This window comes from Undibacterium sp. MH2W (assembly GCF_049340215.1).
GTDB lineage: Bacteria > Pseudomonadota > Gammaproteobacteria > Burkholderiales > Burkholderiaceae_D > Undibacterium.
The window spans coordinates 154,959-167,254 of record NZ_JBMPPA010000006.1; the positions used below are offsets into that span (position 1 = coordinate 154,959).

Sequence of the window (12,296 nt, forward strand, 5' to 3'; positions counted from 1 at the left end):
TGGTCTGTGAAGCCTATCCTTTACGTATGGTGTAGGTCGCAACAGAAGCGACAAACCACAAAAATGGAGTAATGGACTGCCCTATAACGGTCTCTGTGACGCTGGATGAATTTCAGTAAGACGCGTTTGCTGTTGGGGATCCCACAGTGGTATTGTCAATCGCGGGAGCGTGTTTGGTCTTGGTGTTGACTGCTTTCTACATCTTTAAAAAGTAGCCCAACTTATCGATTTATTCGGCCCATGAAGGGCGCGGGTGCCGTCGCATTCACTGAAAAAACGAACTCAGATTTGCTTAGCACCTTACCCTCCATCCATCGGAGACCGATCAAGCCAATAGGGCGTCGCGCAAGACTTCGCCCAAGTGCGCGGCGGACTGAGGGTTCTGTCCCGTAATGAGTCGGCCATCGACGACGACGTTGTTTGACCAGTTTGGTGTGTTCTGATGATGTGCACCGCGTTCGTTGAGCGTGGATGCCAACAGGAAGGGGACAATGTGCGTGGACTGTACTTCTTCCTCTTCTCCGTCGCTAAAGGCTGCGACCCGCTTTCCTGCTACCAACAAGCTGCCGTCGATGCGGCGCGCATTGATCAATGCCGCTGGTCCGTGGCACACCGCAGAGACGATTCCACCCGCCGCATCAATTTCTCGAATGGCCTTTTGCGCGGACTGGTTATCCGGAAAGTCCCACATCGTACCGTGACCTCCGGCAAACATGATGGCGGAGTAACGTGAGGGATCCACATCATCCAAGCACAATGTATGGGAGATGGCATGGCGGAAGTCTGTATCGGCCCAGTAGCGGGCAATAACTGGATCTTTCATGTCTTCTAACCCGTCCAATGGAGCGTCGCCGCCCTTAGGCGAGGCAAACTCTACCTGAATGCCTGCTTCTTGCAATTTCTCTAGTGGGTGCGTGACTTCAGCAAGATTGAAGCCGGTTGGAATACCTGTTGCCCCCTTTACAGCGTTGCTTGTGACAACGAAAAGGACGGGCTTGAGTTGATTGGCGTTTTTGGTCATGATTGTCTTTTTAAAGGTTTAGTGGGCGGTCAACAGCGCGATTTTGCCAAGGGTCAGTAGCTGAATAGGGCCAAAAACGGCCCAATGTTTCTCGCCGTACTTTCCCGCTTTCAATGACATCGGCATGGTAAGTTAAAAAAAGACCGTCTCATGTAGAGATTTATTCCCGCTATTGAAGCTAAAATTTCGCCAATACATTCGGTTGCTACTATCTCGTAGCGAGAGAAGTGATGCGATGGTATTACTGGCTTTGTGGAGGTCGTACGTTCAACCGGCTTTGCTCGTATGCAGGACATCTGGGTCTGACGCATTCGCCGGCGTGCAGTGAGATGGCGCGGTTAGATCATGAAGGGCGGTTCGCCTGCCAACAGTTGACCTCGAATGTGTGATTGCATCCGAACCAAATAAAATGGTATTTACAGCTCAACCAGAGCATTTCAATTTGAGTGGAGTACTCATCACTGACGGGATCGCAAGAGATTGATCGGCAGGCCTGGTCCCTTTTTTTTGCGGAGGGACTGCCGATTTTTACTGAAATACGTAGTGCCAAGGTAATATAAAAAGTGAGGGCAGATGGTGTTTAGTCACGTAATAATTCGAGCGCATGCTCAAGCACCGTATCACGCGCCGACCTAATTCCGCTTACCGTTGGGGCCACGCTAATATCCGGTTGAATTCCCTTACCAACGAATTCTCGGCCGTCTGGAAACAGATCCCGTTTCACACAGATGCGGGCTTTACCGCCTCCTGGCAGTGCAAAGAGTAGTGGTTGGCCCGTGCTGCCTCCGGTAGGTTCCCCTATCGTCTTCCCGCGCTTCATGGTCTGAAATGCGACGACAAAATCTTCTCCCGCAGAATACGTCTGCGCGCTGGTCAGCACCTCAACCTTGCCTGTAAAGATGTGTTCGTGCTTTGGAGATTGAAACGGTTGACTGTTGCCAGTTAACGGTGCCCATTTCACGAATGCTCCAAGCCGCGCGCGCATCACCGCGTCCTCAGAACGCTGATAGCTAGTCTCCGTATAAATCGGCTTATCACTCAAATAGCTCAGTATGTCGTAGCCGTAATTGCTTGATCCGCCGCCATTTTGGCGCATGTCGATGATTAATGACTTGGCCTTCATGATCTGGGGTAATGCCCGCTCGAAAGCTTTAACACTCTCATCTGATTCGAAATGATCTAACGCGAAATAAGCAACGTCGTTTGGCAGCATCTTGAAAGTGAATACTTCAGGAGTTTGAATGTCAGTATATCCAGACCTTTTCACTGTCGCCGAATATTCCTTGCCCATACTGTCACGCATACGTAGCGTGAGCGGCTGGTTGGCATCACCGTCGAGCAATTGATATCCAAACATGCGCAAGCGGCGGTCCTGCGACGTCGAGCTACTGACATAGGGAGCAATTTTCTCTTCGGCATAACGCTGTACATCTATGCCATCAATCGAGATGATTTCGTCACCAGTTTTCACGAGCTTGGCAAGCGAGTCACTCTCTACCGATAGTACCAAGACCTTGTCTTCGATCATGGCGGTCGTCATTGGTGGCTTTGAATAAAATGAATCAATCAACTCTTGCGGCGGGTAGATGTTGGTGTGGCCATCATGTAACTGCGCAGCAATCTGGATCATAACGTTGTAATAGTCACTGGTTTTCTCCGTCGCCATCACCTTTGTCAGATACTCCATATAGAGCTTGTCCCATTCCAGTGTTGGTACGTGGTCAAAGTAGACGAAATTTTGCCTTGCTTCGGCCCAAAACAACGAGAGGCCAGCTACTCTTTCTTCTATGCTCAGGGTTGGCTTGAATGGTGTCGCGATCGAGGGTACATTCCAGAGGTGGTCTGGTAGTCTCGCGTTTGCGATTACTGCTTGAAAACGGGGTTCGTCCTTGAGTTGTGCCAATATTGGATCTTTGAGTATCAATTCACCAAGCGGTGGCACCCAAACGAATTTCTGCATTGCTTCAAGCTCGGTCATCGCTTTATCCTTCATCCCCAATTGCATGTAGATGCTTGCAAGATCAAATCGTACGTCATGCCCTCGCGAATAAAGTGAAATATTGCCAGTAGATTTCGCATAAACATCGGGCTGCGCCAAATAGGCCAGCGCAGATTCCAGCTTGTCAGCAGCCTGGTGCAACTTGGTCTTGTCTGAACCATCGCCAGCCAACTCGCGCGCCTCAGAGCGCATTTTTTGGGCATGCGTATATTCCGTTTCTACTGATGAGCAGCTCGTGTCCGGTGCAGCATGCACTGTTGAAATCATCGGTGCAAGGACCAACACTGAAAGAAATAGCCAACGCATTGCCTGATTCGAAGAAACGAGTCGTTGCATAGATTTTTATCTCCATCAAATGGTCAGGAAAAATTACGGATTTGCATTAAGAAGGCGTTAACTAGGACTGTCCGGTGTGCACCATAATTTGTCATTATTATAATAACCCATATTGCAGCATTTTCCTTAGACGATCGGTCGAGGTTATACGTAAATGACATTGACCTGCAATTTGATGGAGAAGAGGGCGCTGTATGCTGCAGATTTGCAGCATACGCATTAAGCGATCGACATCGGCAACTACTGATCTATGCGTGTCGTATGCTTGTCCAATATTCTCAAGCTCCCAAGTGTTCGTTTCTCCATTCACGAGGAGTCGTTCCGCATTGTGCCTTAAACGCTCTTGATAGCGCTGCTTCGCTGCCATAGCCAACTTCAAACGCGATAGTTTTTAGTTGCTTCCCTTGTTTTAAGTGTTGTTGCGCTAAGCGCACGCGCCATCCCTGTAGATAGACACCCGGCGTGCATCCTACAACATGATGGAAAGTGCCTGCAAAAACGCTGCGTGACATTCCAGAGATGTCAGCAAGTGCATCCAATGACCAATTTTGGCTGGGTTGTTCGTGCATCGCAATAAGGGATTTTCTTAATTTGGGATGTGAAAGTCCTGCCAACATCCCAGTTTCAATTTTTTCAGATTCCATTAATTGACGGAGAACTAAAATTAGCACTACCTCGAACAATCGGTCTACGAGCGCATGTCTGCCGCACTTGTCACTAAATGCCTCACCAAAGAGCAGTGCCAACGTTTCACTTGCACCGTCAATCCGTGACAGTGGTAGGCAAACTATCTTGGGCAAGGCGCTCACTATCGGGTTTGCATTACCGCCATCGAACTCAATCTCGGCACAGACGGATGTTGCGACCTCAATGCCATCGGTAACAAATTGACGAGCAATAGGCCGGGGGTAGAGCAGCAAACTCGGTTCTCTTACTTCTATTGTTTCGCCGGAGGAGTGAGTAACGTTAATCTTTCCTTCTTTGATCAAATGTAATTGGCCGTTTTTATTTGACGAATGGTCATCAATGCTCCCACACAGCGATCCAGCGTGAAATGTGCGCGCTCTGACGGGAAAGTGAACAAGCAACGCTTCTAGACGATCAGTACAAACTTCGCTCATTTGATACTCCTAATCAAGTTAATGATATTTTACGTGATATTTAGTATTTTTTCTGCGGTTAGAATTCTACTTGCGGGTTGTAAGAGTGCTGCCGCATTAAACATCAACTTCTAAATCGCCTAAAAGGATCAACATCATGAAATTTGCACAAAAACTCATTGCCACATCAGTTATGGCCCTCGCTTCCTCCTTCGCCGCTGCCCAATCAAGCCCTGGCGTTGAGCATCAAACCCAAGCTTTTCTTGACGCTTTGGCGAAAGGTGGCGGAAAGCCGATCGAAACGCTTAGTATCGCAGACGCACGCCAGGTTCTTATTGGCGCACAAAAAGGTGCAAAATTGCCAGATGCTGATGTGAGCGAGAAGACCATTCATGTTGATGGTAAAAATATCGTACTTCATATCGTACGTCCCGCTGGTGTGAAGGGAACATTACCAGGTTTCGTTTTCGTTCATGGTGGAGGTTGGATTTTGGGAGATTTCCAGACGCATGAGCGTTTCGTACGCGATTTAGTTGCGCAATCTGGTGCCGTCGCCATTTTTGTGAACTACACACCTTCCCCAGAAGCGCGCTACCCAGTGGCGATCAATGAGATTTATGCGACGACGAAGTGGGTTGCCGAAAATGGTAGCCAAATTGATGTCGATGGAAAACGATTGGCAATTGTTGGTAACAGTGTCGGTGGCAACATGGCGACGGTTGTAGCGCTGATGGCGAAAGCCAAAGGGGCTCCAGCTCTGAAGGCGCAAGTACTATTTTGGCCTGTCACTAATGCTAACTTTGAAGACTCTTCCTACAACGACTATGCAAATGGACACTTCCTTACTAAAGACATGATGAAGTGGTTTTGGGATGCATACACGACCGATCCAGTCCAGCGCCAAGAAATCACTGCGTCTCCACTCTTAGCGACGACCGCGCAGCTGAAAGGACTTCCTCCAACGCTTATTCAAACCGCCGAAAAAGACGTATTGCGTGATGAAGGCGAAGCTTATGCACGCAAACTTGATGCTGCGGGTGTGAGCGTTGTTTCTACACGGTATAACGGCATGATTCATGACTTTGGCCTACTTAATGTTCTCGCAGACCTCCCAACAACACGGGCTGCCTTACATCAAGCAGCTGAAGAGTTGAAGTTGCGACTGAAATAAAAAGGGGAAGCCCCCCGTAAGGACGTGAATCAATAAAGCACGCGTCCACCTCGACGACACCTCCCCCACATGCTGTAAGTTGGGGGAGATTTTTGTTGGTACGGTCACGTTCGCTTTCAATTGGCTATTTTGTACACAGCTTTAATGTCATTCTGAGCAATAGATACATCAACATAACTTGACAAGCCCCCACCAGACGACTAGTATATCTACCAACTAGTCGGTCGATAACATTTAATATAAAAGCACACCCACACCGTCATCATTTCAGGAGAATGAAGATCATGAATGAACATAGCCATCATGCGCTGCAGCGTTTTGCTGCGATTCAACAAACAATGCACCGTGCGCCAGCGTTGACGATGCTTCATATTGGTGACGAAGAGAGTGTGATTGTCAGTGGGGCGCTTCAACGTGACAGTGATGAGCCGCCTGTGCTCATGACGATGTCTATCGGTGCAGTCAAATCGGCGCGTGAGTTGCTGCGGCATACGCCTCCTCGGCCTCGTGAGTTTGAATTGGCGATCGAGCCCATTGAGGACGAGATCACGCGACACCATCGGGCGGTGAGGCAGCCATCATTACTGGTGACGGAGAGCCGAGAGATCAAAGCGATTGCACTACTTGCTGGGGTGCCGGAATCACGAGAGATGGTGCTATCGATTGATGCGATGGAGGGTGTTTTTAGCCGTCTTGCGGCGGTGATTCAAGGTCAGCCAGCCCACACGCAAGGGATTCCAGAGGACAATGTGTTTGCGATGCGCTTACTGATTTTGCGCGAATTCATGCACCACGTGCACTTTGAAAAAATTCTCATTCTGACTTGAATTACCGTCGGTTACTAAGGCGGTTTCTGATCGGGTGTAAGAAATGAGCTTGACGTTCTGTGGCACCCAGCTCAGAATCAAATGAACATAAATAGCACGTTCAGCGCGCCGTTTTATGGTGCGACATCTTGTGAAGATGGAGGATGCGCGCTGAAGGTGAGATGTTCATTTTTTTGCGTTGCTTCACTGGTGATCGTGCGATCACCAGTCTTCAATGCATTTGTGAGGATGGGAGACATGAATGACTGAAGAACAAGCTGAACGCAATCTGTTGACGGGCTCGTGCCATTGTGGCGCGTTACGTATAACGCTGCCAGTGATGCCAACGGTGGCGACAAAATGTAATTGTTCGATATGCCGACGATTAGGTGGAATCTGGGCCTATTTTGAATTGGGCACGGTGCAATTCGAAGGGCATCCGGAACATACGACTGACTATATCTGGGGAGATAAAACACTCAGAACAATTCGGTGCCGCCATTGTGGTTGTGCAACACATTGGGAGCCGCTGGATGGTGTGCTAGGAGCCCGGCATGGCGTCAATCTCAATAACTTTGATCCAGCATTACAAGCGCGCGTCAAAATACGCCATTTCGATGGTGCGGAAACATGGACGTTCATCGATACCTGAATAGCCGTTTCACATTATCGCTGTTGGCGGTCGTGCAGGGATACCGCAGTATCCTCGCCTTTGTTTATGGTTTGACCAGCGTTTTCAGAAAATGACTGGCGATCTGCGATGGACCGCTTCCTTTTTGCATGCCGCGTCCTACAACCATCGCACCTTCCAACATCGCGAGAAAAGTCTCTGCCATACTTTGCGCAGGAATGATCGTTGTTAAGTGCCCTGCACGCTGTCCTTCTTCGATCACTTCGGTGAGCCATTGCAGATTAACCTCAAAGAAGCGGTCGACCTCGTGATTCACGATATCAGGCAGAGAGCTCATTTCAGCGCCAAGCATGCCACACACGCAGAGGTGTTTATCGACACTGTAGGTTTTTTCAAAGAGACCTGCATAGGCCGATAAGCGGTCATCTGCTTTGACAAATCGTCCTTCAATCTGTAGCAGGGATTCTTTAAAACGGTGTGTATACCGTTGTGCAATGACAGCGGCCAGTTCGCTTTTTGTGGCGAAATGATGGTGGATACTCGGCTTTTTGATACCGACCAGTTTGGCGACATCGTCATAAGAGAATCCGTTGTAGCCGCGTTCCTGAATCAGGCCTTCTGCGGCATCGACAACACGTTCTGCCGTTGGAGAAATTTCTGAAAAATGTTTCATAGGTTAATGCATATCAGTTAAAGATCAGTCGAGGGGAGATGTCCCACCTTGACGAGAATCAGACAGCCTTGTTCACTGTAGGGAACATGGGCGCTCATGTGGGGACTCCGGATCCAGGTACCTGCTGGATAGTTGCCCAAGTCATCTTGGAACATGCCTTCGAGTACAAAAATTTCTTCGCCGCCGAAATGTCGGTGCATTTTAAATTGTGTACCAGGCTGCCACCGTACCAACGCTGTGTGGCTGGTGCCAAATTCCGATAACGGTAATACCGAGAGACCAGGCGCGGTACCAGGGTACCATTCGGCCGTGTTGGTATCGATGACAACCCGCTCAGTGTCGTCGATTGAGAGATGGCGCAGTTTGACGAGGATGGTGCAACCGTGCACCGTGAACGGTGTATGCGATGAGCCGGATGGATTTTTGACATACGTACCCGGGCCATAAGTCCCGAACTCATCGTTAAAATCGCCCTCCAGCACCAGAAACTCTTCGCCGAGAGCATGTTGGTGGGCAAAAAATTGCATGCCAGCCGCATAGCGGACGATGGATGTCGCACGGGCAACCTCATCGCCATCGCGTTCAATAAGTTTGCGCTCAACCCCAGCCACAGGAGAGGCCGTCCAGGGTAAGTCGTTGGTTTGCACGACAGCGCGAAGTGAGTAATCTGCATGTAAATTCATGATTGTGTAATTGTACCAACTAATTGGTAGATATCCTAGTTGCTTAGTTAATCCTTGTCAATATGGTTGAGGAAAAAATAGGGCTGAGCTTGGTTCAAGACGGCACTTGGTTTGCTCTTTCCTCGTCGTCAAATGCCTACATATTTTGCAATAATACTAACCTCATTAGACCATTTTTGGTACTATGTGCGACGAAAAAGCCATCGTATCATTGGTCTGAGAGAGATGGTTATTGGCGGCGCGGCGTATCGTGGTAGAGGAGTGGGTTTCTTTGTCTAGTCTAGGGTGAATGGACCAACTACAAAATAGAAAGAATGTATGAAACTGCAATGCAAAACGGGGTGCGTCTATGTTTCTTTTTTTGTCGCGATGTGGTCGTTGTTGCTGTCCCTTCACGGTGCCCATGCTGCGACGCCGGTATTGACGGCAAATAATGATGTCGTTTCACTCCGAATCAATGCGCCGTTTACCATCGGCAATGCCGAGATCTGTCGCCAGTTTTCTAGTGATCAATTGATGCAACTGAGTTTGCGCATCAATGGGATATTGACTCCCCTGAAAGCGAATGATTGCAATGGAATCGTCAACAACGAACAGCGAACTGGATTGATCTATTTTTTACCTTCGCTCGATACGCCGGACATGGCGCATGTTCGTGAATCGTTATCGGGCTTTCCATGGCGAGATGCGCGGCAACATTTCCAGCGTGAGGTGATGTATGCCGTGTCGTTCAATGATGGACATAGCGAACAGACGCTTGCCGTAGGTACGATGCGATACCAAATGTTCGAGACGTCTAATGTCATTCTTGGCTTTATTTTTGTTGCTATCGTTACTGCACTGCTGCTGCGTCTAGGGCGCTTTTCTGCATTGCTTCGCGATGCTCCATCTGGAAATTCGGCGATACCAGTCGGCTCACGTTCATTTAGCATGGCGCGCGTACAAATGGCGTGGTGGTTCTTTATCGTCTTGATTTCGTATGTGTGGTTGTGGATTGTTGTTCAGGGAATTCCGGCGATGTCGGTCAATGCACTGGGCCTGATGGGGATTGGTAGCGCAACGTACTTGATGGCAGCTGGGGTGGATGCGAGTAAGCAAGTGGATGTTTGTCAAAGTCAGGGATTATGGCGCGACATTCTGAGTGATGCCCATGGCTTGACCTTGTATCGCTTTCAGTTACTCGTCTTTAATGTGTTGTTTGGTTTCTTATTCTTAGTCTATGTGGTGCAACATGTCACCATGCCCGAGTTTGACACCAATATCTTGGCGTTGCTCGGCATCAGTGCTGGCACTTATGCAGGATTTAAGATCCCAGAAAAACAAAGCCAGAGCACGCCCGGTACGGATGCGGCAGCATCAGGTCAGTCCTGATGCGTCCATGGTTGATCGCCGCAACAGCATTATCGTTGCGGACGGAATGAATAGCGGAACAAAAAGGCTGCCACAACGCCGCCGATCCAGTAATCGATCGGCGTGCCCCACATCCAGTGATGATGCCATGTGACGATGTCGGGATTAAACCGTTCTAAACCATAAGCAGGGTTAAGAACAAACCACAGAAAGTCTTCTAAAATCCAAAATTGAATCACGCAAGCCACGACTCGCGCTTGCAGTTTTCCTGTCCATGGCTCACCAAAGAAAAATGGAAAATGAAAGAACATGGCAATGAATGGGAACACCCACGCGTGGTAGCCCGTCATGGCTCTTCCGCCCCAAAATAAATCAAGTAGCCAATGTTTTTCGATACGCCATGTCGGGAGATTGGCTCCCCAGCCTGCTGCACCTTCAATCTGAATTTCTACTTCGGAAAAGAAAAATGCAAGAAGAGCGACCCAAATAAACGTGAGTAAAAAAGCGCGGATGGGATGTGGTTTAGACATGAGGATGATCTTTAGGTGTGATAGGGGTATGGAGCACAATCGAGATCACATCGGCTGCAGCATTGGGCTTGCCGAGCGCGATGGCGGCTGATCGTAGCGAGCGTAGTTTTTCGGGACGAGACAAAAGCAATTCAAGCCGATAAGCGAGACTCATGTCGTCGTAGGCCTTGAGTGCTGCACCTTGCTCTAGCAGATAATCGGCATTGCGTTCTTCTTGGCCGGGGATCGGCGAATTAACGATCATCGGCAATCCCATTGCGAGACATTCCGAGGTAGTCAGGCCACCAGGTTTGGTGATGACCAAATCAGAGCATGCCATTAAGCGCTCTACTTGATTGGTAAAACCGAGTGCCACGAGGCGACCCGGCAGTTGTTGCATCATCTCTTGTAATGCGTGGAGCGCGGATAGATTTTTACCCGCTAATACAATCAATTGAAAATCGACGTTCAACGATAAAAGGCGTCGTGCCACCTCATCAAGCCCACCCAACCCAGCACCACCCCCCATTAACAAAACGGTTGGTTTATCCGGATCAAGACCGATCTCTGATGCGCAATCGGCTCTGGATGGATGGCGCGTAAATGCCGGCATGACGGGGATACCTGTGATATGAATGCAATCATGTGGAATACCACTTAAGCGCATACGATGGGCGATCTCTTCGTTGGCAGCAAAATAGCCGGACATATGATCGTGAATCCACATGCGGTGTAAGTCGAAATCTGTCACCTGAACCCAGACAGGGCAATGCAGTCGGTTTTTGTAGATGAGGCGAGACAGCATTTCTGCGGGCAAAAAATGGGTGCAAATAATGGCATCGGGAGCGAATGCTGCAATGGCGCGCAGCAATGGTCTCGCATTGAGCCGCTCGATACTGCGTCGCAAACGCTCCATCGTACCGTCTGGTTGCGCCTCGTTGGTCGCATGATATAAGTAGCCCCACAAGGTAGGCGCTTTATTGACGAGCTTGATATAAAAATCGGTATAGATTTTACGAAATCCTGCTGTCACAAAATCCATCACATCGAGATGGCATACCTCGAGTTCTTCACTGTGTTGCAAGGCGCTGAGATGTAGCGCTTCAGCAGCCCGCTTGTGGCCTGACCCTGCTGAAACACTCAATAACAAGATTCTGCGTTTATCCATGACATGTTGGTCAGTACGTAAAGCGCAGAGAATAACATGATGTCTATGTGACGTTACGTTGGCTTTCGTAACAGGGAGTTTCTGAAAAATGACGGCTGTATGACACACGAAGGCGACAGATACTTTTTCTGCCGCAAAAAAATACCGCCCGGTGTCCATCGACTCGGGCGGTATCCAGAAACATTACTGAGGAGTAGGGTGTTATGGTTGTAAGCGACCAATCGACCAAGTGCCGTCGGTATTCTTGGTATAGACGATACGGTCATGCAGGCGTGAACTACGTCCTTGCCAGAATTCGATCTTTTCGGGGACTAAACGGTAGCCACCCCAATGTTCAGGACGTGGTGGTTGATCGCCATATTTTTCAAGGACAGCGGCCAATTGTTCTTCTAAGACACCACGGTGGGGAATCGGCTGACTTTGCTTCGACGCGAGGGCACCCTGACGGCTGCCGAGAGGGCGGCTGTGGAAGTAAGCATCATTTTCTTCTGCGGTAATTTTTTCCACTTTACCTTCAATGCGGACCTGACGTTCAAGCGCCGTCCAGAAAAAGAGCAACGAAGCGTAAGGGTTTGTCGCGAGATCATTTCCTTTTGCACTATCGTAGTTAGTGAACCAGCAAAAGCCGCGTTGATCGAACTCTTTAATCAACACGATACGTGAAGAAGGACGGCCCGCAGCATTGACGGTTGATAAGCTCATGGCGTTGGCTTCAGCAACATCGGCTTTGAGTGCTTGGTCGAACCACGTGCCAAACTGCTGCATAGGATCTGCAGCCACATCCGTTTCGGAGAGACTCGCTTGTTGATAATCTTTACGTATATCAGCGATAGACATAGATTTCCTTTA

Annotated in this window: 12 protein-coding genes; 4 read left to right on the forward strand and 8 right to left on the reverse strand. The window is 49.1% G+C overall.

Features of this window, described 5'->3' with window-relative positions; genetic code table 11:
• Window positions 1–325: 325 nt before the first annotated feature.
• From ACO0K2_RS15385 to ACO0K2_RS15395, 3 genes are all read right to left on the reverse strand, one after another.
• Window positions 326–1,021, reverse strand: a complete 696-nt coding sequence (locus ACO0K2_RS15385; RefSeq protein ID WP_423020374.1) for a type 1 glutamine amidotransferase domain-containing protein — start codon at window positions 1,019–1,021, stop codon at window positions 326–328.
• A gap of 580 nt (window positions 1,022–1,601) precedes the next feature.
• Window positions 1,602–3,356, reverse strand: a complete 1,755-nt coding sequence (locus ACO0K2_RS15390; protein ID WP_423020376.1) for a S41 family peptidase — start codon at window positions 3,354–3,356, stop codon at window positions 1,602–1,604.
• 278 nt (window positions 3,357–3,634) lie between these two features.
• Window positions 3,635–4,477, reverse strand: a complete 843-nt coding sequence (locus tag ACO0K2_RS15395) for a cupin domain-containing protein (protein WP_423020378.1) — start codon at window positions 4,475–4,477, stop codon at window positions 3,635–3,637.
• Window positions 4,478–4,649: 172 nt separating this feature from the next.
• On the opposite strand from ACO0K2_RS15395, the gene ACO0K2_RS15400 reads away from it, so the two are divergent.
• From ACO0K2_RS15400 to ACO0K2_RS15410, 3 genes are all read left to right on the forward strand, one after another.
• A complete protein-coding gene (locus tag ACO0K2_RS15400) occupies window positions 4,650–5,627 on the forward strand; it encodes an alpha/beta hydrolase (RefSeq protein WP_423020501.1) in 978 nt (325 codons plus the stop codon).
• Window positions 5,628–5,911: 284 nt separating this feature from the next.
• Window positions 5,912–6,454: a hypothetical protein gene (locus ACO0K2_RS15405; RefSeq protein ID WP_423020380.1), complete on the forward strand. Its 543-nt coding sequence runs from the start codon at window positions 5,912–5,914 to the stop codon at window positions 6,452–6,454.
• Window positions 6,455–6,695: 241 nt separating this feature from the next.
• Window positions 6,696–7,085 (forward strand): GFA family protein, encoded by a 390-nt coding sequence (locus ACO0K2_RS15410; RefSeq protein ID WP_423020382.1) that lies wholly within the window; start codon window positions 6,696–6,698, stop codon window positions 7,083–7,085.
• Window positions 7,086–7,149: 64 nt separating this feature from the next.
• On the opposite strand, the gene ACO0K2_RS15415 is transcribed toward ACO0K2_RS15410, so the two are convergent.
• On the reverse strand, window positions 7,150–7,737 hold the full coding sequence (locus ACO0K2_RS15415) for a TetR/AcrR family transcriptional regulator (RefSeq protein ID WP_423020384.1): 588 nt from the start codon (window positions 7,735–7,737) through the stop codon (window positions 7,150–7,152).
• Window positions 7,738–7,754: 17 nt separating this feature from the next.
• On the reverse strand, window positions 7,755–8,420 hold the full coding sequence (locus tag ACO0K2_RS15420) for a cupin domain-containing protein (protein ID WP_423020386.1): 666 nt from the start codon (window positions 8,418–8,420) through the stop codon (window positions 7,755–7,757).
• Between the two features lie 318 nt (window positions 8,421–8,738).
• On the opposite strand from ACO0K2_RS15420, the gene ACO0K2_RS15425 reads away from it, so the two are divergent.
• Window positions 8,739–9,791, forward strand: coding sequence for a hypothetical protein (locus ACO0K2_RS15425; RefSeq protein WP_423020388.1), 1,053 nt, complete (start codon window positions 8,739–8,741; stop codon window positions 9,789–9,791).
• Between the two features lie 29 nt (window positions 9,792–9,820).
• On the opposite strand, the gene ACO0K2_RS15430 is transcribed toward ACO0K2_RS15425, so the two are convergent.
• The 3 genes from ACO0K2_RS15430 to pdxH all read right to left on the reverse strand — a co-directional run bounded on the left by ACO0K2_RS15430 (window position 9,821) and on the right by pdxH (window position 12,284).
• Entirely contained in the window at window positions 9,821–10,300 is a 480-nt protein-coding gene (locus ACO0K2_RS15430; RefSeq protein WP_423020390.1) for a hypothetical protein, read from the reverse strand.
• On the reverse strand, window positions 10,293–11,447 hold the full coding sequence (locus tag ACO0K2_RS15435; RefSeq protein ID WP_423020392.1) for an MGDG synthase family glycosyltransferase: 1,155 nt from the start codon (window positions 11,445–11,447) through the stop codon (window positions 10,293–10,295). Before ACO0K2_RS15435 ends, ACO0K2_RS15430 begins: the two co-directional genes overlap by 8 nt.
• 201 nt (window positions 11,448–11,648) lie before the next feature.
• Window positions 11,649–12,284 (reverse strand): pyridoxamine 5'-phosphate oxidase, encoded by a 636-nt coding sequence (pdxH, locus tag ACO0K2_RS15440; RefSeq protein WP_423020394.1) that lies wholly within the window; start codon window positions 12,282–12,284, stop codon window positions 11,649–11,651.
• Window positions 12,285–12,296 lie beyond the last annotated feature (12 nt).

Coding starts and splice junctions, on each gene's coding strand:
- ACO0K2_RS15410 (WP_423020382.1), top strand. CDS start 6,696: ATGACTGAAGAACAAGCTGAACGCAATCTGTTGACGGGCTCGTGCCAT.
- ACO0K2_RS15400 (WP_423020501.1), top strand. CDS start 4,650: ATGGCCCTCGCTTCCTCCTTCGCCGCTGCCCAATCAAGCCCTGGCGTT.
- ACO0K2_RS15390 (WP_423020376.1), bottom strand. CDS start 3,356: ATGCAACGACTCGTTTCTTCGAATCAGGCAATGCGTTGGCTATTTCTT.
- ACO0K2_RS15420 (WP_423020386.1), bottom strand. CDS start 8,420: ATGAATTTACATGCAGATTACTCACTTCGCGCTGTCGTGCAAACCAAC.
- ACO0K2_RS15405 (WP_423020380.1), top strand. CDS start 5,912: ATGAATGAACATAGCCATCATGCGCTGCAGCGTTTTGCTGCGATTCAA.
- ACO0K2_RS15425 (WP_423020388.1), top strand. CDS start 8,739: ATGAAACTGCAATGCAAAACGGGGTGCGTCTATGTTTCTTTTTTTGTC.
- ACO0K2_RS15435 (WP_423020392.1), bottom strand. CDS start 11,447: ATGGATAAACGCAGAATCTTGTTATTGAGTGTTTCAGCAGGGTCAGGC.
- ACO0K2_RS15385 (WP_423020374.1), bottom strand. CDS start 1,021: ATGACCAAAAACGCCAATCAACTCAAGCCCGTCCTTTTCGTTGTCACA.
- ACO0K2_RS15430 (WP_423020390.1), bottom strand. CDS start 10,300: ATGTCTAAACCACATCCCATCCGCGCTTTTTTACTCACGTTTATTTGG.
- ACO0K2_RS15395 (WP_423020378.1), bottom strand. CDS start 4,477: ATGAGCGAAGTTTGTACTGATCGTCTAGAAGCGTTGCTTGTTCACTTT.
- pdxH (WP_423020394.1), bottom strand. CDS start 12,284: ATGTCTATCGCTGATATACGTAAAGATTATCAACAAGCGAGTCTCTCC.
- ACO0K2_RS15415 (WP_423020384.1), bottom strand. CDS start 7,737: ATGAAACATTTTTCAGAAATTTCTCCAACGGCAGAACGTGTTGTCGAT.